The 23,284-nt window shown below is 59.4% G+C and carries 20 protein-coding genes and 1 riboswitch; of the genes, 16 read left to right on the plus strand and 4 right to left on the minus strand.

What is annotated here, in order from left to right; all coding sequences use genetic code 11:
- Positions 1-6: 6 nt before the first annotated feature.
- Positions 7-840: a hydroxyethylthiazole kinase gene (thiM, locus tag U9R61_RS01870; protein WP_322487130.1), complete on the minus strand. Its 834-nt coding sequence runs from the start codon at positions 838-840 to the stop codon at positions 7-9.
- 104 nt (positions 841-944) lie between these two features.
- A riboswitch (TPP riboswitch) is annotated at positions 945-1,067 on the minus strand.
- A 325-nt stretch (positions 1,068-1,392) separates the two neighbouring features.
- Between thiM and infC the strand changes: the two genes are divergently transcribed.
- From infC to aroQ, 11 genes are all read left to right on the plus strand, one after another.
- Complete coding sequence (gene infC, locus U9R61_RS01875; protein ID WP_416208807.1) at positions 1,393-2,097, plus strand: translation initiation factor IF-3; 705 nt, start codon at positions 1,393-1,395, stop codon at positions 2,095-2,097.
- 55 nt (positions 2,098-2,152) lie between these two features.
- The gene (locus U9R61_RS01880) at positions 2,153-2,359 is read left to right on the plus strand and encodes a large ribosomal subunit protein bL35 (protein WP_066788446.1); all 207 of its coding nucleotides are present in this window, start codon (positions 2,153-2,155) and stop codon (positions 2,357-2,359) included.
- A gap of 163 nt (positions 2,360-2,522) precedes the next feature.
- Entirely contained in the window at positions 2,523-2,882 is a 360-nt protein-coding gene (gene rplT / locus U9R61_RS01885; RefSeq protein WP_066788453.1) for a 50S ribosomal protein L20, read from the plus strand.
- Positions 2,883-3,475: 593 nt separating this feature from the next.
- On the plus strand, positions 3,476-4,279 hold the full coding sequence (locus U9R61_RS01890) for an RNA methyltransferase (protein ID WP_322487131.1): 804 nt from the start codon (positions 3,476-3,478) through the stop codon (positions 4,277-4,279).
- A 40-nt stretch (positions 4,280-4,319) separates the two neighbouring features.
- Positions 4,320-5,369 (plus strand): phenylalanine--tRNA ligase subunit alpha, encoded by a 1,050-nt coding sequence (gene pheS / locus U9R61_RS01895; RefSeq protein ID WP_322487132.1) that lies wholly within the window; start codon positions 4,320-4,322, stop codon positions 5,367-5,369.
- A gap of 3 nt (positions 5,370-5,372) precedes the next feature.
- The gene (locus tag U9R61_RS01900; RefSeq protein WP_322487133.1) at positions 5,373-6,245 is read left to right on the plus strand and encodes a hypothetical protein; all 873 of its coding nucleotides are present in this window, start codon (positions 5,373-5,375) and stop codon (positions 6,243-6,245) included.
- Entirely contained in the window at positions 6,242-7,162 is a 921-nt protein-coding gene (locus U9R61_RS01905; protein ID WP_322487134.1) for a DMT family transporter, read from the plus strand. Before U9R61_RS01900 ends, U9R61_RS01905 begins: the two co-directional genes overlap by 4 nt.
- Positions 7,163-7,348: 186 nt before the next feature.
- Positions 7,349-8,344, plus strand: a complete 996-nt coding sequence (locus U9R61_RS01910; protein WP_322487135.1) for a sugar phosphate isomerase/epimerase family protein — start codon at positions 7,349-7,351, stop codon at positions 8,342-8,344.
- Positions 8,345-8,489: 145 nt separating this feature from the next.
- Positions 8,490-12,278 carry a right-handed parallel beta-helix repeat-containing protein gene (locus U9R61_RS01915; protein WP_322487136.1) on the plus strand — a complete coding sequence of 1,263 codons (3,789 nt, stop codon included), beginning with the start codon at positions 8,490-8,492 and terminating at the stop codon, positions 12,276-12,278.
- 10 nt (positions 12,279-12,288) lie between these two features.
- Entirely contained in the window at positions 12,289-17,442 is a 5,154-nt protein-coding gene (locus tag U9R61_RS01920; RefSeq protein WP_322487137.1) for an NEW3 domain-containing protein, read from the plus strand.
- A 41-nt stretch (positions 17,443-17,483) separates the two neighbouring features.
- Entirely contained in the window at positions 17,484-17,945 is a 462-nt protein-coding gene (gene aroQ / locus U9R61_RS01925; protein WP_322487138.1) for a type II 3-dehydroquinate dehydratase, read from the plus strand.
- A gap of 48 nt (positions 17,946-17,993) precedes the next feature.
- Here the strand turns inward: aroQ and U9R61_RS01930 are convergent, their stop codons facing one another.
- A complete protein-coding gene (locus U9R61_RS01930; RefSeq protein WP_322487139.1) occupies positions 17,994-18,998 on the minus strand; it encodes an amidohydrolase family protein in 1,005 nt (334 codons plus the stop codon).
- On the minus strand, positions 18,995-19,387 hold the full coding sequence (locus tag U9R61_RS01935) for a metal-sulfur cluster assembly factor (protein WP_322487140.1): 393 nt from the start codon (positions 19,385-19,387) through the stop codon (positions 18,995-18,997). The genes U9R61_RS01930 and U9R61_RS01935 overlap by 4 nt, the downstream gene beginning before the upstream one ends.
- 391 nt (positions 19,388-19,778) lie before the next feature.
- Here U9R61_RS01935 and U9R61_RS01940 point away from each other — a divergent pair, with 391 nt between their 5' ends.
- The 5 genes from U9R61_RS01940 (at position 19,779) to U9R61_RS01960 (ending at position 22,528) form a co-directional block, all read left to right on the plus strand.
- Positions 19,779-20,288, plus strand: coding sequence for a MogA/MoaB family molybdenum cofactor biosynthesis protein (locus U9R61_RS01940; RefSeq protein WP_322487141.1), 510 nt, complete (start codon positions 19,779-19,781; stop codon positions 20,286-20,288).
- A gap of 79 nt (positions 20,289-20,367) precedes the next feature.
- Positions 20,368-21,006 carry a 4-vinyl reductase gene (locus U9R61_RS01945; RefSeq protein ID WP_066788492.1) on the plus strand — a complete coding sequence of 213 codons (639 nt, stop codon included), beginning with the start codon at positions 20,368-20,370 and terminating at the stop codon, positions 21,004-21,006.
- A gap of 4 nt (positions 21,007-21,010) precedes the next feature.
- Positions 21,011-21,223: a membrane protein insertion efficiency factor YidD gene (gene yidD, locus U9R61_RS01950; protein WP_066788495.1), complete on the plus strand. Its 213-nt coding sequence runs from the start codon at positions 21,011-21,013 to the stop codon at positions 21,221-21,223.
- A 153-nt stretch (positions 21,224-21,376) separates the two neighbouring features.
- On the plus strand, positions 21,377-22,051 hold the full coding sequence (locus U9R61_RS01955) for an RNA polymerase sigma factor (RefSeq protein ID WP_322487142.1): 675 nt from the start codon (positions 21,377-21,379) through the stop codon (positions 22,049-22,051).
- A gap of 3 nt (positions 22,052-22,054) precedes the next feature.
- Entirely contained in the window at positions 22,055-22,528 is a 474-nt protein-coding gene (locus tag U9R61_RS01960; protein ID WP_322487143.1) for an anti-sigma factor, read from the plus strand.
- Positions 22,529-22,578: 50 nt separating this feature from the next.
- On the opposite strand, the gene U9R61_RS01965 is transcribed toward U9R61_RS01960, so the two are convergent.
- Positions 22,579-23,187 carry a hypothetical protein gene (locus U9R61_RS01965; protein WP_322487144.1) on the minus strand — a complete coding sequence of 203 codons (609 nt, stop codon included), beginning with the start codon at positions 23,185-23,187 and terminating at the stop codon, positions 22,579-22,581.
- Between the last annotated feature and the right edge of the window lie 97 nt (positions 23,188-23,284).

Below are 23,284 nucleotides of genomic sequence, written 5' to 3' on the forward strand. Positions count from 1 at the left end.
CCGCACCTACCGCGCCACTGCGATGCTCTGGTCGTCGCTCAAGCTGGTGACGCGCGCGCCGGCCCGAATCTGATCCGCCGACAGGTGGTATATCACATCGTAGAACGCCACCTTAAAGCTGGCCGGACCGTGCGCGAGCGGAGCGGCCAGCTCGGCGGCCACCCCAAAACAGGCCAAACCGGCTGCGGCGGCCAGCACATAATCCCCTTCGACCGCCGCAAAGGCCGCGATCACGGTCGTCGCCGAGCAACCGGTGCCGGTCAGCGTCTTCAGCCACTCGTGACCATTATCAACCGCCAACACCCGGCTGCCATCGGTGACGATATCGCGCTTCCCGGTGACAGCCACCACCGTCTGATACTGTTGCGCCAGCTTCTGCGCCGCCGCCACTGGATCATCGGCTTCAACCACCGCTTCAACCCCCTTCACCACGCCACCCATGCCGGCCAACGCCCCAATCTCGCCCGAATTGCCGCGCACCACTGTGACCCGCAATTCCTCCAGCAAGCGGCGATTGCTCGCGGTGCGCAACGAAGTCGCCCCCGCGCCAACCGGATCGAGCACGATCGGGATGCCCAACTCATTCGCTCGCCTGCCGGCAATCAGCATGGCCTCAATCCAATCAGGCGACAAGGTGCCGACATTCAACACCAATGCGCCGGCCATGGCTACCATCTCGGCCACCTCTTCACGATCGTGAGCCATCACCGGCAAGCCGCCGATATGGAGCGTCACGTTGGCCGTGTCGTTCATCACCACAAAATTGGTGATGTGGTGGATCAGGGGGCGCTGCTGGCGCACCCGCTCCCGCAGTTCTGCGATCCGTTCGTTCAAGGTCATCGTTGCCTCCTTGCGCCAGCAAACGGATGAGCGTCGCGCAGGGACAAAAAAACCGCCCTGCCGCGGCCGGACGGTGAGTTGACGATCCGCGCAGACCATGCATCGGACTGCGCATTGCTCCTCCCTCCGCTGGCATAACCCAGATCAGGTTCAGAGGGTCGGCGCCGGCGGCAAAAGCCAAAGGCGCCCTCTCAGCTCGGTTCTCCCAAGCTCCCCCGGCATGAAGATTGTTGGATTTATGATAACATAGAACAATGGCTAGCGCAATCCGGCCAGCGCATTTACGATCATAGAACGAAAGAAAGAGTCTTTCAAGGCGAATTCGTTTGACGATCCCCGCCCAGACTGGTATAATTCAGGCTTGATGTGAGCAGTGGTTCACGTCGGTGTTTTATTGTCGTCTGCATAATATAAGGTTCGCTTTAACGGTGATGCCCATCCCGGCAACTAGTTTCCGGAACGTAGCCGTCACCGCTCGAAAGACGAAGGAGTCGCGCTATCAGAGACCGGTTTCGCATCAACAATCGCATTCGCGCCCGTGAAGTACGCCTGATCGATGAAAACGGCACCCAAGTCGGCATCGTCCCCTTGCGCGAGGCGCTGGCTATGGCTGAAGAGCGAGGGTACGATCTGGTTGAAGTCGCGCCCAATGCGGTTCCTCCGGTATGCCGTCTGCTTGATTATGGCAAATTCCGCTACGAGCAGAGCAAAAAAGAGCGGGAAGCGCGCCGCAATCAGAAGCAGTCCGAATTGAAGCAGATTCGGCTGATGCCGAAAACCGACGATCACGATGTCGCCGTTAAGGCGAATCAGGCGCGGCGCTTTTTGTTGGCCGGCGACAAGGTGAAGTTTAACTTGCGCTTCCGCGGTCGCGAAATGGCCCACCCGGAAATCGGGCGCAAGATGCTCGATGAGATTGCCGAGCAATTGAGCGATATTGCCGTCATCGAGCAAAAGCCGCTGATGGAGGGGCGCGTCCTCTCGATGTTGTTGGCGCCGACAGCGAAGGTGCTGAAAGCGGCCCAGCAGGCGCAGAAGGCTGCCGCTCAGCGCCAAGCTGCCGCAAATGCTCAGTCCGCCCCAGCGCCGGCAGCGCCTATTGCTACGCCGGCAAACGAAGACGAAGAAAAAGACCTGGTTGATGAGGATGAGCTTGACGAAGACGATGATCTCATCGACGAGGACGAAGATTACGATGACGACGAGGACGAAGACGATTTTGACGATGACGAGCAGGAACGCCGGCGACGGCGCTAAGTGATGCGAAACCGGTCTGGCTTCTGCTATCCGGTTGCGGTAAAGGAGCTATTCAATGCCTAAGATGAAGATGAAGACGCACAAGGGCGCGAAAAAGCGCTTTAAGGTGACTGCGTCTGGCAAGTTTTTGCAGCAGAGCGGTGTGCGCGGCAATAAGCGCAATCGGCCAAGCCGCTCGCAACGCGAGTGGGGCAAGGATCAGCCGACCTCGCCGGCTAATCGCCGCATGTTGCAAGTCGCGCTGCCTTACGGTTTGGAGTAAGCACGCCAGCGGCGGGTCGCTAATACCCGTCGCAAATGGTGGCCCTGCGCTGTACGCAGGGCTTTTGCTGGCACGTAACGTTATCAGTATTCAAGCTATAGCGCGGATGAAGTTCAGGGTTCGGTCTGCCACCCCCTGACCGGTCCGCCAAAGGAGAACAACCATGGCTCGTGTCAAGCGTGGCACAATGGTGCGCAAGCGCCACAAGAAGCTGTTAGAGCAGGCGAAGGGCTATCGCGGCGCGCGCAGCCGCCACTATAAGGTTGCCCACGAAGCGGTGATGCACGCGCTCGCCGATGCGTACCGCGACCGCCGCCGCCGCAAGCGCGATTTCCGCCGGCTGTGGATTATGCGTATCAACGCAGCTGCCCGCCTTAACGGCACGACGTACAGCCGCCTCATCAATAGCCTCAAGCAGGCGAATATTGTGATCGACCGCAAGATGCTGGCTGATCTGGCAGTCCGCGATCCGCAGGCTTTTGCCCGAATTGTGGCACAGGCGCAAGCGGCTGCGACGGCGTAATTACGCCAATGCGAAATAGGTATTTTTTACCGCAGAGGGCGCAGAGGATGATCCAATCCCCTGCGTCTCTTCGCGTTCTTGGCACTTTTGCGTTTGCCCCTTGGCGTGCTTCGCGTCCTTGGCGCTTTTGCATTTGTACCCTTTGCGTCTCTTCACGTCTTCGTGTTTGCCCCACCCCTAGCCCCTCCCCCGCTGGGGGAGGGGTAGCGCCGTGCAGTTCCTGCTCTTTGCGCCACTTCTAGCTGCTCTCCCGCTGGGTTCAAGGGCGAACAGACCATCTGATCCGGAACCCGGCCCGAAGGGCCGGACTAGGGTTACGAAGCCCGCTGCGCGGGCTGCTGGCTCATCCCTAGCCCCTCTCTCACTGGCGCAGGAGAGGGGAGCAGAGCTACACTTTGAGGCATTGCATAGCGATCAAAGGTTGTAATCGACCAAATTTCTGTCCGCCTCTCAACCCGCTGGGGGAGGGGTATCGCTCGCTTCCAACAACAGGGAAGAGACTGGAGCGCAAACCTTCCCATTCCTAGACCACTTCAGCATATAATGAACCATATTTGCATTTGGGCATCGTTACGTTTATGCACTAACTCATTGTGATTACCAGCCCTGCCAACCAACACATCAAATGGCTGCGCGCGCTGGCCGCAACGGCCCGCGAACGGCGGCGCGAGCGCAGTTTCGTCATTGAAGGCGTGCGGCTCGTGACCGATGCCCTCGCTGCTGGGGCCGAGCTGCGCCTTGCTCTCTATGCGCCTGAACAACTGGCTGCCACTGCCGCCGGCGCAGCGTTGCTCACCCGCCTGCAAACGCTGCCCCGCTGCTTCCCCGCCACTCCCGCCGTTGTGGCTGCCGCGGCCGATACCGAACAACCGCAAGGCGTGATCGCCGCCGTCGCATGGCCGGAATTGCCGCCCCGTCCCGGCCTCCGGCTCGTGCTCGACGAGATCCAAGACCCCGGCAACGTCGGCACGTTATTGCGCTCGGCGGCGGCAGCCGGCGTAGGCCTTGTGCTATGCGCTCCCGGCACCGCCGATCCGTTTAGCCCCAAGGTGGCCCGCGCCGCTATGGGAGCGCATTTTGTCGTGCCGCTTCGCCTGTCGGGGTGGGAAGAGATGGCAGCCGAACTTGGTCATTACACCGTGTATGCCGCCGATAGCGCCGGCAGCCAACCGTACTACGCGGTTGATTGGCGCCAACTGGCGGCGCTGATTATCGGCAACGAAGCGCACGGCCTCAGCGCCGCCGCCCGCGCGCTTGCCCGCCAGACCATCACCATTCCGATGGCCGGCCCGATCGAATCGCTCAATGCCGGCGTTGCCGGCAGTATTATCCTGTTTGAAGCCTTGCGCCAACGCACTGCCGATGCCTGCGCTCCTTCGGCGCGCAACAATGTATAATAGCAACAATGATCGCGTCTCTGGAACAAGATGGTGCCGCATGACCACACTGCTCGATGAATTGGCTGCGCTCGAACAAGAAGCTCTCAGCGCCCTCGAGTCAGTCACCGACTTAGCCGCCCTCACCGAATGGAAGAGCCGCTTTATCGGCAAGCAAGGCCGCCTCTCGCGCCTGAGCCGAGGCCTCGGCGCGTTGCCCGCCGAAGAACGGCCACTGGCCGGCCAGCGGGTGAATGCGCTGCGCGAACAGCTTGAAACCGTGTTCACCGCCGCGAAAGAACGGCTCGAAGCGCAAGCGATCGCCGCCGAGCTGGCCGCTGACCGGATCGATGTCGCCATGCCCGGTCGCCAGCCTGCGGTCGGTTATATCCATCTCACTAACCAGATCTTGCGGCAAGTGCAGCAGATCTTCGCCGAGATGGGTTTTCAGGTCTGGGAAAGTCCTGAAGTTGAATACGATGCGTTCAACTTCAGCCTGCTCAACTTCCCAGATGACCACCCCGCCCGCGATATGCAAGATACGTTTTATGTCGAGATGCCGGCAGGCGCGCCGTCGGTGCTCTTGCGCACCCACACCTCTCCCGGACAAATCCACGCAATGCGGCGCAATGCACCCAATCCACTGCGGGTGCTCATTCCAGGCAAGGTCTACCGCAACGAGCAGGTGACGGTGCGCAGCGAGATGATGTTCCACCAGTTTGAGTTCTTGGCCGTTGGGCGTAACGTGACGATGGCCGATCTCAAAGGCACGCTGAGCTTCTTTGCCGAGCGGATGTTCGGGCCGGGCACGCAAGTGCGGCTGCGTCCCAGTTTCTTCCCTTTCACCGAACCGAGTGCCGAGATGGATGTGACCTGCTTCCTCTGCGGCGGCAAGGGTTGCCGGATTTGCAAGTATGCTGGCTGGCTTGAGATCGGCGGCTGCGGGATGGTGCATCCGAATGTGTTGCGCAACGGCGGCTACGATCCGGCGGAATTCAGCGGCTTTGCCGGCGGTTTCGGCCCCGAACGGGTCGCGATGCTCAAGTACGGCATCGACGATATTCGCTGGTTCTACAGCGGTGACCAACGCTTCGTCGAGCAGTTTGGGTGAGCGATGCGCCGCGACGAACTGAACAAAGCGATTCACGATCTCTACCGGGCTGAACACGGGGCGCTCGGCGAGCGCGGCGGCTACGAGTTGCTCGACCGCGCCCGCCAGTGGGATCTCGCACCCACATTGGCCACCGGCGGCGTGATTGTCTTTCCGCACGCCGGGGTAGCTGATTGCGGTCACCAGATCGCTGCCACCGTCCATGCCTGCCTCGATAGCGGGGCCGGCCGGGTGCTGGTGATCAGCGTCTTGCACGCTTGGAATGACGAGATGGAACAGGCCCGCCGGCGGGTTGCCGCCGGCGGATCGCCTGCCGCCGAACGGTATTGGGGCATTCAGGGGCCGGGTCTCGACCGCGGCAATGAATGGCAGCTTGATCACGCTCTCTACAGCTTCCGCTTCCTCTGGGAGCTGGAAACCCGCCGGCGCGGCATCCGCGGGCCGCAGGTGATCGAGCGGTATCCGTATCTGGCTGGCGGCCACCCCGAACTATTGCCCGGCATTGACGAGCTAGTCGAACTGGCCCGCGATGCGGTGATCGTCTCGACCGCCGATCCCTTCCACCACGGCATTGGCTACGGTGACCCGCCCGACCAAGCGCTGGCCCCAGAGGCCGGCGGGTTGGAACTAGCCCGCCGTACCATTGAAGAAGGCATGCGCCTGCTCGCCGCCGGTGACTACTGGGGTTACAACCAACACTGCGTGCGCGCCAAGAGCGATGCCCGCGACGCCGGGCAGGTCTTCCGCTTCCTGCGCGGCCGCATCCACGGAGAGATACTCGATCTGGTGGCGAGCGATGCCACCCAACTGTACCAGACGCCGCACCCCACGTGGGTGGCCGCGCCGCTGGTGCGCTGGACGAAAGCAACCGCATGAACCGGAATCGTTTATGGCTGTACACCGTGCTCTTCGCCGGTGTCTTGATCGCTTCCACAGCATCGATCATGATCCGCTACGCGCAGGGCGCCGGCATGCCCTCGCTCAGCATTGCCGCCGGACGGCTAGGACTAGCGGCGCTGATCCTGACCCCCATCGCGCTGAGCCGGGCCAGCGGCGAGATTCGCCGGCTGCACCGGCGCGATATCCTGTTTGGCATGGGAGCAGGCGCATTTTTGGCGGTTCACTTCGCCAGTTGGATCAGCTCGCTCGAATATACGTCGGTGGCGAGCAGCGCCGCACTCGTCTCAACCAACCCGCTCTGGGTCGGGATCGCCTCGCTCTTCTTCTTCCGCGAACGGTTGCACTGGACGACGCTGCTCGGCATTGCGTTGACCCTGATCGGGACGATTGCGATCAGCGTGAGCGACAGCGCCAACCCAACCCAGAGCAACCCGCTGCTTGGCAACACACTGGCGTTGATTGGCGCGGCTACAGCCAGCGCCTACCTGCTGATCGGGCGCGATTTGCGCCGGCGGCTATCGGTGCTCGCGTACATCTGGCTGGTCTACACCAGCGCGGCGGTAGTGTTAGTAGTGTGGGCCATCATCACCGGCCAGCAATTCTTCGGATTCCCGCCGTATGTCTATCTCTTCATCCTTGGCTTGGCCATCGGCCCGCAACTGCTTGGCCATACCGCCTTCAACTACGCGCTTAGCAGCCTATCAGCCACCTATGTGGCAGTAGCCATTCTCGGCGAACCGATCGGCTCGACCCTGCTGGCCTTCATGCTCTTTGGCGAAACGCTGGCGCCGTTGCAATTCGGCGGGATCGTACTCTTGCTCAGCGGAATTGCCATCGCCTCTGTCGCCGAACAACGCACGCCAGAAAGCACTGCCCAGCAAGCGACAGGATAAAGCGCGTATGGCTTACGGCAATCCCGCTGCTGCATCCTAGCGCCATGCTAGGATGGAGTACGGCAGTCAGGCTGCCGCATTCCTCGTTCGCCCTGTATGAACGAGAGAGCTTACATTTGGATACGCACCTCGCTCGCCACACTTGTGGTATGATTAAGGTCTACTAGATTGCATTGAGGTTCGGCGGTGTTGATCGGTCTTTCCGTTTTAAGTTTCAGCTATCGCTGCGGCTTGATTGGCCGCGGCACCCCGCGCGCCGTCAGCCATCCGCTCGACGTTGAAGATATTGTGACGCTGGCCGCGCGCGCTGGCTTGCAAAGCATCGAATTTCCGCTCAGCCTGTTGCCCGACCTAGCGACAGACCGGCTGCATGCACTGCGCGAGCGGCTGAATCTGTGCGGTTTGACGCCGGTCGCCGATAGCGAGATCGCAAATGTTGATCTTCTTCGCACCCACATCCCGGCGGCGGCGATGGCCGGTGCGCGCGTGTTGCGCGTCTTGATCAGTCCAGTGCTCGAAGGCTACCGCCGTCCCTTCACCGACAATTGGCCGGCCTATCTGGCCGATGTGACTGAGCGGCTGCGCGCGGTCATCGATCTGGCTGCCGAACACAACATCGTGTTGGCGGTTGAGAACCACCAAGACGCCACTAGTGCCGATCTGGCCGCAATCTGCGCCGCGATTGACAGTCCGTACATCGGGGTCTGTTTTGATGCGATCAACACGCTGGTGGTGGGTGAAACGCCCTACGCCGCGGTCGAACGGCTTGGCCCGCTGATCCGCACTGTTCACCTTGCTGATTACGAAACCTACCCGACCACCCAAGGCTGGCGGCTCGTGCGCTGCGCCCTTGGTGAAGGCGATCTCGACATTCGCCGGTTGTTGGGCCAGATTGAACAACACGCCCCTGACGTCGCCTGCCAGATCGAGCTGGTCAGCCACAGCGCCCGCCACGTGCGCATCCTCGATGAAGACTGGTGGCGAGGCTACCCGCCCTGCGACGTGCGCGAGGTATTGCCGGTGTTGCGCCTGTTTGCCCAAACGATGCGCTTACGCGATGACGATTGGCGCACGCCGTGGGAACGCGGCGCTGGTGAAGAGCAGATCAGCTTGTACGAAGACCAGCAATATGCCGCCTCGATTGCGTACCTGCGCACGATCGGCGTCTTGCCCAAACTGTAAAGATAGGACTAAATTCCTGTCTAGTCGCCTCTTCAGCCAGCCCGCGCATCGTGTTACAATCAAGAGCAACTGGGAAGAGAACGTATTTGAAAGGAGCTGATCCGCTCCTTCTGCTGCGCGCCGCTCGTTGGCGCAAGGAGTTCGCATGCACGCGCGCAGAGTCTGGTGGTGGTTGGCAAGTCTGCTGTTTCTTGGCAGTACGCTGCTCTGGCCTCGATCGAGCTTCAGCCAGACGGGTATTGATGAGTTCTTCGTCGATACCCTAGTCGACAATCCGGTCACAAACATCAACAGCCATTGCACTGATGATCTGGTGAATGCCAATTGTAGCCTACGCCAAGCCATTGCCAAAGCAAATGCCACCCCCAGCACAAACCGGATTACCATCAGATTTGATCTCGTGACAGAGGGTTTCGTCGCGAGCACGCCCTACATCATTACCTTGAGCGAACGGCTGCCGCCGATCACGCGCGTCAATGTCACGATTAGCGCCGAAGTACTGGCCGGCACACCGCAGGTAGCCATCAACGCCAACGGCGCTGACGCTGGCATCGTGTTGAACGGCAGCAGTGCAATCATCGAGGGCTTAGCAATCTATGGCGCGAGTAGCGACGTGGGCATCTACCGCGGTAGCGGCATTTATATCAGCAGCGCTAATAATACAATCCGCAATTGTTATATCGGGTTGCAACTCGATGGAACCACACCTCCAGACGCCAATCGCAACCGTAACGGGATTACGATTATCGGCGCTAGCGCGCACACTAATCAGATTGGTGAATCTTCAGCACCTAACACCATTGCCGGTAACATTGTCAACGGGATTGTCATCGAAAATGCTTCGCAGAACACGATGCGAGCAAATCGGATCGGCGTACTTTACACGACTGCCACTGCCACGCGGCCTAATGGCGGTTACGGCATCCAGATTTTGAGTAATCCGACCATTGATCCGACAGGACGAGCTGAGTTGAACGTGATCGGCGGCGCAACCAATGCTGACCGCAATATTATCGGCGCTAACGGTCTCAGCGGAATCTTCATTAGCGGTTCGCAAACCTATACCACGACGATTAGCAGCAACCTGATCGGGATCAACCTCGATAGCGAACCTGCCGTTGGCAATGTCGGCGATGGCATCCGGATCGAAGACGGAGCGCAAGCGACAATGATCGGTAGTCCCAGCTCCACGCAACCGCTGGTGATCAGCAGCAACAGCGGATATGGCATTCAGGTGCGGAGCGGCGGCGGCACAGCGCCGGTCAATACTGCGATCAATGGCTACACCGTCATTGGCCTGAACCGCGGCGCTACAAGTGCGCGACCGAACGGACAAGGCGGCATCTGGATCAGTGAGAGCGCCGGCAATGCAACCATCGGCAGCGCAACGACCAATGTACGCATCGGCGGCAATAGCGGGCCGGGAATCCGGGTTGGCAGCAGCGTGAGCAGTATCACGATCACGAACGCTTTTGTTGGGGTGCTCCCCGCCGGTACTTCCACTTTCGCCAACGCTGGCGGCGTTGAGTTCAACGGCACGGCGCAGGTAACGATGACTAATTCTAGCATTGCCGCCAATACCGGCTACGATGTCCGGCTAGGTAATGTGGGCAGCGCCACCCTCGATGGAAATATCATCGGCCTGAGCGCCGATGGCCGCACGGCGCTAGGCAGCGCCGCCGCCGGGATTGCGGTGATCGATAGCCAGAATGTGATCATCGGCAGTACAAACGGCAATGTCATCGCCGCCGCTAGCGGCCCCGGCATTGATATTAGCGGCACAAGCAGCATGAGCATTACTATCCGGGCCAACATACTAGGGTTACGCCGTGACGCAACCGGGGATTCGTATAGCGCTGCCGCGGCCAACGCTGGCCCCGCAATCCGCATTACTGATGCCTCACAAGTCACCATCGCCGGCAACACGATTGGCGGCAACGGCAGCGCCGCCGGCATCGAGCTAAGCAATGCCAGCATACTTGCGATCCAGCAAAATCAGATCGGTTGGGTGGCCGATCCGGGTGGCGACCCCGATCCGCTGGCCCGCCCTGCCGGCACCGGCATCGCCTTGACGAATGTGATGACTGCTACCCTCAGCGGCAATCTGGTGCGGCTGAACGCGGCGGATGGCATCCGCTTCACCAACGTCGCCACTGCTACATTGGATACCAATCAGGTGCGAGCCAATGCCGGCGATGGCATGAATCTCACTGACACCAGTAATGTGACGATCAACAACAACAATGTGATCGAGCAGAACGGCGGTGATGGCATACAGGTAGGCGGCAGCAGCCTTGGCGTGGTCATCAATGGCAACCGGCTGCGCGCCAATGCCGGCTACACCGTGCTGGTGACTGATACGGCGCGCCGGGTGACGATCACCCAAAATCAGATGGCGGCTAACACCCTTGGCGGGATTGAGCTAACTGGCACGACCTTGTATAGCGGAACATCGCCTGATCCGGATCAAAACCTTACGCTCCCGAACCACAGCATTGATCCGCCGTTTAACTTCCAAGTCTTCCAAGACGGGCCGGTCAGCGGCAATGTCTTGGCCAGCACTGCCGAACGTGAAGAGGATCTCAATCCGGTCTCGGCCTGCGCCGGCTGCACGATCCACATCTATGGCGATGATACGAGTCTGGCGACACCTGATGGGCAGGGTTGGCAACCACTAGTTAGTGCGAGCGCAACTAGCGCCGGCGTCTTTAACGCGACGCTCAGCACCCCACCCCAAACCTACCGCCAACTGCTCTTTACCGCAACCGATAGGTTCGGCAATACTTCGGCATTCCGCATCTTTACCCCCACACTTGATCTGCGCCTCGTTTCAATGAGTCCGCTTGAGCAGAACGCCGCACCCGGCAGCAGTGTCACGTATCGGCTGCGGTTGGAAAACCATGGCACGCTTGGCATTAATCGCATTCGCTTCACGGCAACCGGAACCCTCAGCGGGTGGACAGCGACCGTCGCGCCGAGCGAACGTTTCACGCTGTTGCCCGGCGCGAGCCAATCGCTGACCGTGACCCTCACCCTCCCTACCGGTACCCATCCATCGGTGCAAGTACCAATCACCGACACCACCACCGTCTCGCTGACAGCGCCAGTACTTGATCCGATCACCCAAACCCTGCGCACTGCGGTTGAAGCCTTGCCGATCCTCGTAGCCAATCCGGCCACCGGCGCCGCAACCGTTTTGCCGTCTGACACCTACATCTATCGCCACCAGATCACCAACAACGGCAATGTGACCGTGCCGGTCGATATAAGCGCCACAACCGCCGATTTGATTGGGCTAGACACCTATAACACGACCGTGCTTACGCCAACCATCACCCTCGCGCCGGGGGCCAGCGCCGAGATTGCCGTGCAGATTAGGGTTCCGCCCGGCGCACAGACCGCCGATGCCAGCGGCAACCCGGTGCGGGCAACGACTGTCATTACCGCCACGCCGCGCGGATTTAGTGCACGGACGATCACCATGACCGACACGACTAGCGTTGGCCTGCGCTACGCCGCTGAACTACGCAGCAATCAAGAGCAGGATGTGCAAGCCGGACGCGAAGTAGTCTTCTTGCATACCCTGCGCAACACCAGCAACGGACGGGCAACCTTCCAGCTCAACTTCACCGCCAGCCGCGGCAGCACCTTAGTCGCCTTTGAGTCGGGCACTAGCGGCGTTACGATCACCGGTAACACGATAACGCTCGACAATGTTGCCGGCAGCGGTAAGGTTAACCAAATCGTGTTGCGCGTGCGCGTGCGGATCAGCGAGCTGATCTTGCCCGGCACCCGTGAAACGTTACGCATTTGGGCATCAATCCCCGGTTCGACTGAACCACTCAGCGGGGCTGAGGTGCAAGACGTAGCCATTGTACGCGATTCGTCGGGCATACCAGTGCCGGTAGTCTGGATACCGCTAGTGACTCGCTAGGAGCGGCTCTATGCACCGCCATCTGCGCATTGCGCTCCTGATTATCCTGTTCGTCAGCCTGATCCCGGCGGCGCAACCGGTGTTGGCAGCGTCGTTGGTCGTCAACTCACTAGCTGACACCAACGACGGCGCGTGTACGACCACTCCCGGCGGTTGCACGTTGCGCGAGGCGATTATTGCAGCGAATAGCAATGGCGTGCCTGATACAATTACCTTTAGTGTGAGCGGAACGATCTATGTGCAAAACACTGGCTTGCCGCCGCTCACCGAAGGTAATACCACCATTAACGGCGGTAGCGGGCATACGGTGATTATTAGCGGCGAACAGTTGCGTAACGCTAGTAATGAAGTAATCCCAGCCCATGGTCTCGTTATCGCATCCGACAATAATGTCATTCGCGGCTTGGTCATCATTCGCTTTAGCCGCAGTATCGCCATCTCTGGCGGCGGTTCCGGCATTTACCTGCGAAACAACGCACAAAACAACTTGATAGCCGATAACTGGATCGGTCATTTCAACGGTTTGCCTGAACCTAACACCGGTTATGGTGTCTTGCTTGACAATGGCGCAAGCAATAATCGGATCGGCACCGGCGATCCCGCCGACCGGAATGTGATCAGCGGCAACGCGATAGCAGATATAGGGATCTCCAACAATCTGAGCATAACTCTGCTGAATGGCAATCAGATTCTCGGTAACTACCTCGGCACAACAATCAGTGGCGATGCGGCGCTGGTTACGGCGCCATCACCAGGTAATTTGGGTGGTATTTCGATCGAAAATTATGCGCATAATACCGTGATTAGCGGCAATTTGATCGGCGGTTATACCGGCGCTAATGCCACCGGGATCGGGTTGTTCAGCAACACAACCAGTCCTAATTCACCAAGCATTCCGCGCAATACCCGTATCACCGGCAATTGGATCGGGGTCAATCCGAGTGGAACGATCATTTCTAACCGGATTGGTATTTTGATTGCCGGTGGCTCGGCGTATGGCGCAATTGATACTGTGATCGGCGATCCAACTGATCTAGTAGGCGGACGCAATTACATTAGCGGAAATACCAATGGCGGAATTATAATTAATGACACCCAATTCGCTACCGGTCCTACTGTCATCGCCGGCAATTATATCGGCATTGCGCTCAACGCGAGCGGCAATCCGTTTCCGGCAGGCAATGGCATGGTAAACCAAACCTCTGGCGGCGAAGGGATTTTTGTCGGGCGCAACACGGTTAATACCACTATCGGACCCGGCAACGTGATTGCTGGCGCGCGCACCAATGCCATCCGGATCCGTTCAGGCAATACCATTGTGCGGGGAAACTTTCTGGGTACTGACCCGGCAGGAATGCAAACTACTACAACCACCATCAACCAGCCGACCGTTGGTTATGGTACCGGTGATGCCACAGTTTGGATCGAAAACGGCAGCAATTCGGTGATCGGCGGCCCTAACCCTGCTGACCGCAACGTGATCGCCGCCGGCAATTTCGCCGTCACTGGTTCGGGGGCTGCGGTGTTGATCCAACCATGCGCAACTTGTACCGCTAACGGTAACACGTTGCAGGGCAATTATTTAGGTGTGCGCGCTGATGGCAATGGTATCCTTGCAAGCATCATCGTGCCTGATAGCCGCGGTGTGCGCATCAACAACGCGAGCAATGCGACGGTGCGTGACAATCTGATCGGTGGCGTGGATTTCGGGATTAATCTGAGTAACGCAAACCACAACCAAATGATCAGCAACCGCATTGGCGTGCGCGCTTCGAGTAGCGAGACGCTGGGAAGCGGCACCACGACCCGGAAAGACGGCATCCTTGTATCCAGCGGGAATAGTAATCGGATTGAAAATAACCTCATTGCTTTTACGGGTCAAAATAACGTCTCCACCTTTAACGCCACTCACGGTATTACCATCAATAGCAGCAATAACCAATTGATCGGCAACCGTCTGGTGCGCAATGGCCGGTTTGGCGTTGGTCACGGCATCTTTGTCGCCGATAATGTCTCTGAGGTGTTGATTTCGCGGAATACAACCCAAAACAACGAGGGCGACGGCATTGGTCTTGGCAACAATGCGAACGGCAATCTTGCCGTGCCGAGTTTCAACCCGATTACTGCCGGTTCGCCGATTATCACCGGCACGACCGGCTGCGGCGCCGGTTGTGTGGTTGAAATCTTTACCATGAGCGCCAGCGTGACTGACCGCAACCGTGAGGGGCCGGTCTTTCTAACCAGTGTTACCACTGCTGCCGGCGGGATCTTTAGCGCCAATATTACCGGTTGTCTAGGATTCATCACGGCTACTGTCCACAATCCCACTACCGGCAATAGCTCCCCCTTCTCAAACGCGCTTGATGTCAACGCCACAGACGCTTGTACCACGCCAACCGCAACCCTCACCGTCACCGGCGGCGCCAGCCGTTCGGTCAGCCTTGGCAGTACCGCCACATATACCCTGACGCTCAGCCATACTGCCTCGGTGACGCGCACCTACAGCCTCACCCTCGATAGCACACGCGGTTGGACAAGCGGGCCGGCATCGGTGGAAGTGCCGCCATCTGGCAGCGTGCAGATTATTATCAGTGTTGCGGTGCCGCTCACCGCCAGCGCTGGTGACACCGATACCACCACGGTGACGGCGCGCAGCGACCAAACGGGCTCGAATAGCGTGACCTTGACCACTGTCGCACAGGCGATCACGATCATTCCGGCCCAACCGGTCGTCTCACCCGGCCAGATTATCGAGCGCACCGGCACTACGGTCACGTTTACCCATACCGTCACTAACACCGGCCAACTTACCGGCAATCTGAGCATCATCCGGCCTGACGGCAGCAGCGGCTTACCGGTCTTTAGCGGTACACCGCCAGCGGGTTGGACGATCGCTTCGGCGACGTTCGGCAGCACGACCCTAGCTCCCGGCGCGACAACGACGCTCACTATCGTCGCGAATACGCCCTCTGGCAGCTCGTTGCTCGCCGGCGACTACCCGTTCTCGTTCCGCGTGCGCGCTGCCAGCCAGCAAGGGGCGCAACTCTTTACTGAGCAGAGCGATCCGGCAACTACCGATACCGTGCGCGTGCCGGTGGTGCGCAGCTTCGAGTTTACTGCTCTTGACCCAACCACCCGCCAATTGACACCGGCTAGCTCGGTTGAGTTTAGCTATGTCATCACGAATACCGGCAATTTTACCGATACCTTTATCATCACGCCGCCGACCGGCACAACTCCCACTTCCAGCTTGACGTTTGCCGCCGCCCCAGCCAGCAACTTCACCTTGGCCGCCGGGCAATCGCGCCCGATCACCCTCACCGTTACCACTGGCGCCAGTGAGCCGGTTGGCTTCTACAACTTTACCATCCAAGCCGGTGTCACCAGCGGCGCTAACCCGCCAGCCAACCACACGGCGACTGGCACGGCGCAGGTCATCGGCGGCGGCACGCCGGTCTTTGTGGGTACGCCAATCGTGGCCCCTAACCCGGTTGATCCCGGCGCGACGGCAACGATCACTATCACCGTGCGCAACGGCGGCAATGCGCCAGCCCCGTTTGATTTTGAGCAAACCTTACCTACCGGCTGGAACCTCGCCGGCAGCAGCACCACCTGCCCCTCGCCAGTGCCGACCAATAGCAGCACCTGTACATACACCTTACAAGTAGATGTTCCAGCAACGGCTGATGGCAGCGATACGCTGGTCGAAGTGCGCGCGATTGCCCGTAACGGCGGCCAGACCCCGCCTGCACCCGATAGCACGGCGAGTACGACCGCCACGGTAACGGTGACGACGATCCGCAATCTGAGCTTCGCGCCCACCCCGCTCAATGCGAATGCCGATCCGGGGGCGACCATCACCTTTACCCACACCTTGACCAACACCGGCAATGCACCCGACCGCTTCACCCTCAGCCTCAGCGGGTTGCCGAGCAGATGGACGGCGACGGTCGATCCGGTGACGACGCCTATCCTTGCGCGTAATGCCAGCGTCACTGTGACCGTGCAGATCACGGTTCCAACCGGTATCGCCGCCGGCGCAACCGCAACCGCCGCCATCCGCGCCACCTCGCAAGGCAATCCGGCGGTAAGCGACGAGGTGGTTGATAGCGTTACCGTGAATAGCATTGACGGGGCTGCGCTCTCGGCGGGCACAACCGCCAACGGCGCACCGGGGGGAACGGTCGTCTTCACGCATACCCTGCGCAACAGCGGTTCATCAACCATTGCCTACGATCTGAGCGCGCGCAGCGCCGATTCGAGTTGGCCAACCCCTGCCGTGACGCCAGCCACCACCGCGGTCTTGGCGCCAGGCAGCACGGTCGTGATCACGGTGACGGTCACTATCCCGGCCAGCACACTATCCGGTACAAGTAACCCGATCACGGTGGAAGCACGGGCAGCCGGCGGTACATCCGTGTTGGCCAGCGCCGAGAATATCGTTCAAGTCGGCGCGCTGCGCGACGTGTTGCTCGAACCGTCGCGGACCGTGATCGCGTTGCCAAACGCGACCACGGTCATCACCCACACGGTGCGCAATATTGGTTTCAGTGCCGACACCTACACCATCGCCGCCATCCAAGGCGATGGGCATGACGTGCGCGTCTTCCCCAACGAAGTCAATCTCGCTCCGGGGGAGAGTCGCGAAATCACCGTGTTGCTGACTCTGCCGGGCGGACTAGCTGCTCATCTCAACCTGAGCAACATCCGGGTCACGGCCACTTCGCAGACCGATGCAACGATAAAGAGCACCATTTTTGACAGCGTTCGGGTTGGATTGGTCACCGGCGTCTTGCTGAGCAGCGACCGGCTGCGCGGCATTCCGGCGGGAACCAACCAGATGACCTTTAGCGGGATTGTGCTGGAAAACCTTGGCAACGAGACCGACACGTTTGATCTGACCGCCAGCGGGCTGAGCAGCAAGTTTGGCGTTACGATCACGCCAAGCACGGTGGCGCTGAACGGCGGCGCAAGCGATGTCGGGATCAGCGTCACGGTCAACTTACCGCCGATCCAACCGTTTGCATTGCGCCACGATTTGGTTTTGACGGCCACCTCGCGGCGCGACCCAAGCCAACGCAGCAGTATCCGGCTCTCGATGATCTATCTCTACCGGGCGGATATCTTTGGCGAAACGGTCTTTATTCCGGTTGTCAGCCGATAGTAACGGCAGCGCGCTGCGCTGCCGCCAAGCGAGCAATGACAATGCCACCAACCATCTTAGTCATCCACGGCCCCAACCTCAACATGCTGGGCCGGCGTGAACCACAGATTTACGGCACCACGACGTTGGCCGACATTGACGCTGCGCTGTTGGATCGCGGCGCCGCAGCCGGCGTCAACGTGGTCTGCATCCAATCCAATCACGAAGGGGAGCTCGTTGATGCCATTCAAGCGCACGGCTGGGACACGCTCGGCATCATTATCAATCCGGGGGCGCTGACCCACTATGGATTATCGTTGCGCGATGCATTAGCAATGCTCTCAGCGCCGATTATTGAAGTGCATTTATCCAATGTCTACCAGCGCGAAGCCTTTCGCCACACCTCGGTGATCGCGCCGATCGCGCGCGGCCAGATCACCGGCCTCGGCTGGCGCGGCTATCTCCTGGCATTGGAATGGCTATTAGCTGAACGGCTGACTGCGAACGGGACAACTCAGGGATAAATGGCAAGGCGCACAGAGCTGCTCTTGCTCTGTGCGCCAAGAGTTACGCTAGGCCGCCATGCCAAGACTGCGCTTCTTCTCCTCGACATCAATCCCGTGCAAGCGAGCCAGATTCAGGCCAAGAATCTTCTTCTTGGCCTCTTTGGTCAACTGGCCGCAGCCATACCCCCGCACAATATCTTCGGGCAGCTCAAACTCCCAGAACGCCTTGAGCGCGCCGCGCGGATGCCAGATCGGCGACTCGCCGCCATAGATAATCTTATCTTCGCCGCACCAGAAGAGCAGCTTAGCCATTGTTTCGGCGAAGACCCGCGGCGAACGGACAACAAAGTTGACGGTGGCGGCGATGGAAGCGTACAGGTTGGGATAGCGCACCAACTGCCAGCAGATCTCATCGATGAAGGGCAAGCCCACGTGGAAGATAACAAAGTTGATCTCAGGGAAATTGGCCGCCGCGCCGTCCATATCCCACGCTTGAGTATGCTCCACCGGCTGCGGGCCGAGCGGCACCCCCTTGTGAACGCCGATAATATTCACCCCTAATTCGAGCGCCTTCTCAAAAACCGGGAACGCCACCCGCGGGTCGTCCATACGCCATGGAAACGGCTGGCCATAATCGTAGCGCACATTGTAGAGCTTGAAGCCGCGCGCGCCATATTCCTTCACCTGAATTTCCATCAGTTCGAGGGCCTTCTTGCCCTCAAGCGGATTAACCGATCCCCAGAAGATCGCCCGATCGGGGTAGCGACGAGCCATCTCGGCGCAGCGTTCCCACGCCGAGAGACCATCTTTAAACAGATCGGTCAGCGGCAAGGGCTGGGCAATGATCATGTCGGTTGGGCTTTCATCGAAGACCATCCGGCCAATCTCATCGACATGCCACTCGCGCATATACTCTTCGCGGCTGAGCGTCTTCTCGCCAGGGGCATTGAGCACTTGGTGGAAGGCGTAGAGATGCTCGATAAACATTTCGCCGGGCTTGCCAAAGGCGTTCGACTTATCGAAATTAAACACGTGACAGACGCCATCGAAGACAAACGCATCATCAATCATGGCGCACCCTCCTGCTGCGCGCCCCGCATGCGCGCCTCGCGCAGCGGCAACAACTGTTCGAGCGGCAAGCGCAGCCGCTCACGGGCCAACGCCGACATCCGTTCGGGCGACCACGGCGTATTCCACGTAATATTGACCTGCACCTGCTCGACACCGGGCAGCGACTTGACCTCCTCTTCCATCATTTGCAGCAGATGCCACGCAAACGGGCACCACCCAGTTGTGAGGATGATATCGATATGAACCTGCGGGCCATCGATCCGTATCTGCTCGACAAGACCCATATCCACTACGCTCACCTGCCGCTCTTTGCAGCATGGATCGTAGCATTGGCGCAGTACGGCCATCACGTCATCGTGACCAATTCCAGTGGTTGCGGTATCTGCCACTGACACCTCCTGACAAAGACACGGAAAGAGAACACCGTTCTTGAGGCGACGCCGGAGAACGACGCAGGAGAAGCTGTGCTGCGTTGCAAGAACATACGTACAAGAAGTGAGATCTAGAATGAATATATCACATACCTATAGTGAATACAAGTCAGTTGCAAGGTAACGGCGCGGAAAATATTGCGATGCTTGGACGATAGAGGATACAAACCACTGCGGAGTTGGCGCCACAACCAACGGCTCGATGCCGCGCACGATCGTTTTGGCGTTCTTGTACTCGATAGACCGGACACCAGAATCGCCTAATAGCAGTCAGCACCAAGCCTATTGGACACAACCGGCCAAATTATGGTAGGATACAGCAGATTAATAAACGGCGAGGAACCGTACTATGGGCCATCAAGAACACCGTCAGGCAGCAGCGACACAGACGGCGTCAATTCCTTGCGCGGTGCTGACAATGAGCGATAGCCGTACGGAAGCAACCGACGAGAGCGGTCGCTACATCTGTACGGCGCTGACGCAAGCCGGTCACAATGTGGTACAATATGCTGTGGTGCGAGATGAGCCGGCGCAAATCGTCGAGATGGTGCGTCGTTTTGCCGCTGAAGGGTGCAAAGTCATCATTACCAATGGCGGCACCGGCATTGCCCGGCGCGATAGTACCTTTGAATCGATTGACGCCTTGTTGGAAAAGCGATTGCCCGGTTTTGGCGAATTGTTTCGTATGTTATCATTTGCCGAGATTGGGCCAGCAGCGATGCTCTCGCGCGCAACCGCCGGCGTCTTCGGCAGAACGCTCATCTTCTGCCTGCCCGGTTCGCCCAACGCGGTTCAGCTCGGCATGAACCGCCTCATCTTGCCCGAATTGGCGCATCTGGTCTGGGAAACTGTGCGCTAATCGCCATTTTCTGTTATAGTATGAGCGTTATCGTAAAGAGCCGTTCTCTTCGTAGCTGTGAGAAGGAGCCAGAGAACCCATGACGTCAGTAGAAGCCTTCCGCGGCCTGTACTATCCTAATAAGATCGGCCGACTCTGCTTCCTGTCGCTGGAGGAAGTCATGGGTCAGAACGGCGTGAAGGCCCTGCTCCGGCTTGCCGATCTGCAACAGTACATCGACGCCTACCCGCCGAACGATCTCAAGCGCGAATTTCCCTTCGAAGCCATCTCGAAGTATTCGGTGGCGCTCGGCACGATGTACGGGCCGCGTGGAGCGCGCGGCCTTGAGTTGCGCGCCGGGCGGGTCGCCTTCTCGCTTGGTCTGAAGGAGTTCGGTCCGCTGCTTGGCATGGCTGATCTGGCATTGAAACTCATGCCGATCACCATGAAGCTCAAGATCGTGCTGAACGCCACTGCCCAAACGTTTGACCGCTTCTCCGACCAGTCGAGCCATGTCGAGGAAGAGCGCGGCCGGTTTGTATACCACATCACCCGCTGCTCGAACTGTATCACGCGCCCTGAGCCGGGACCGGTGTTCTACATCGCCCGCGGCATTCTCGAAGAGGCAACTGCTTGGGTGAGCGGTGGCCGCCGCTTCTCAGTCGAGCAGATCTCGTGCATGGGGCAGGGTAATTGCTCGTCATGCGCCTTCGCCATCGGCAAGGATCCGCTGGAGTAAGTGTATGCTGCGATGGTTGCTCTTGAAGCTGATCCGCTTCTATCAAGTCGCGATCTCGCCGTGGACGCCGCCGAGCTGTATTTATACTCCTACCTGCTCGCACTACGGCTATGAAGCGATTAAGAAGCACGGCGCACTCCGCGGCGGTTGGCTGACGATCAAACGGATCGCACGATGCCATCCCTTCGCCCGCGGCGGGTACGATCCGGTGCCATAACGCAGGTTTGAGCGCCGCGATGTTCGCGGCGCTCACCCTTTCCCGTTGCACGCAACTTTTTCTGCCGCGCTGTCGTCTATTTATCAGCCAGTCCGCCGCTGCGATTTGGCAGCGCGCCTATGACGCCCTACCAGCGTCAGGAGTAGCAAACCGGTGGCTGAACCATCTCGCGAGACGATTGTGCGCGCCCAACAAGGCGACCAACAGGCGTTGACCGATTTGATCATCGGTCAGCAGCATTATGTCTATAGTATCGCAATGAGCGTGCTGAAGAATGCCGACGACGCCGCTGATCTGACCCAAGAGGCGTTCATCCGGCTCTTCCGCGCTTTGCCCCAGTACAACGGCGAGAGCCGGTTTACCACGTGGCTGTACCGGCTGGTGGTCAATCTGTGCCGCGATGAATTGCGCCGGCGTGGGCGGCAAGCGCCGATCGTGCCACCTGCTGCCGATGACGAAGAGATCGATGCGTTGCATACCGTAGCCGACCCTGACCGTTGGGTCGATCCGCCCCAATCGCTCGATGTCAACCAGTTGCGGCTTGAAGTACGCCGCGCGCTCGAACAGCTCGAACCGCATTACCGGCTGGTACTGACGTTACACTATTTTGAGGATCTCAAGTATACCGATATCGCTGAGATTCTTGACCTACCCCTCAATACCGTGAAGAGCCATATCCGGCGCGGCAAAGAGCGCCTCGCGCAATTGTTGCAGACGAAAGAACCACCAGCGACCCACGCCGTGAACCAGCCGGCTCCGAAAACGACTGATGATCCGTCGCTGCGGATTACGCCGCTACGCCTGCTACCGGGGTGGGGAAGGAGGTGAGTTATGTCTACGCCAACGCCAACACCACCACCAGAAGAGCTGCTCGATGCGGCGCTCCGTCACGAATTGCGCTGGGAGGCGCCGCCTGAATTGACACACCGGCTGTTGCAATTGGTGCCAAACGCTGCGCCTAACCCTACTCCGGCCACGGCGCCGCTGCCACGTTGGCGCTTCTACCTCGCGATTGGGCTGATTGCGCTCGCGGTGTTGGTCTCGATGGTTGGCGCTGCTTATCTCTATCAGATTGTCTGGTTTCAGCTTGGCGCCGGCTCGCTGATCGCGCAATTGGAAGCGTTGCCTGCCCGGCTCTTGCAGTCGCTGTACGAGACCATCCCCTTTGCCCGCGAAGCCGTTAGCATCGCCGCCCTTATCTGCGACCAATTGCATTGGGCCTTGCTGGCGCTCGTGCTCTGGATTCTGCTCGATACGTGGCAGCCTGAACTGAAACCGATCGGTAGTAGAAGTTCGTCGTCGTAGATGCTGAGGGGCGGGTTTGACACCCGCCCCTTACCTATCTTCCCATCTCTCTACCCTCCTGCCGGCGCTTTTTCATACCAGAGGTATGTCGCCCACGGTTCCGCCGGATAGACGCGCTGCGGGCGCAAGGGGTTGATCCGCGCATTAAGCATCGCGCCGCGCCGTAGATTGGGCAATCCAGCCTCTTCGACCAACCAGTATGCGCGCGCCTCGTAGGGTCGCTGAGCCGGCGGGTAGACCCACAGTGTCAACTCCACTTCGACCGCTCGCATCAAGATAGCTCGCTTATACGAACCAACAATCGCTACCTTCAACAGCTCAGTGCGCACCGGCACTGATGTAGCTAAATCACGAGCCATGGCCTGTCGAATCGCCGAATAGCGCCGCTCAAAGCGGCGAATGGCGGTATGCACTGGCGGGATCAAGAGCAACGATGTACTGATAATGGCATACGGCAACATCTGTTTGAGATCGAGGCGCTGTTCATCGCCATTGACGGTGCGGCAACGAAAATGCAACACACCGTCGCTGCGATCGGGCTGCAATTCGCCGGTGCAGATGAACGGGCCGATGACACGAGCTAAATCGGGCATAAAGACCAGACCAGTCGTGCCGCAAATGAAGCCAAGCAGTAGGCTGAGTGCGATCCGGGCCAGCATAGGGGCGCTCCTCTGGCGGAATGGGTAACTAACTTACGATGGCGCAGGTCGTTGCCCGCAGCGGCGAGGGTGAAAGGGCAGCAGCGAGGAGGGCTGC

The organism is Chloroflexus sp. (assembly GCF_034431535.1).
In the GTDB taxonomy this organism is placed as follows: Bacteria; Chloroflexota; Chloroflexia; order Chloroflexales; family Chloroflexaceae; genus Chloroflexus.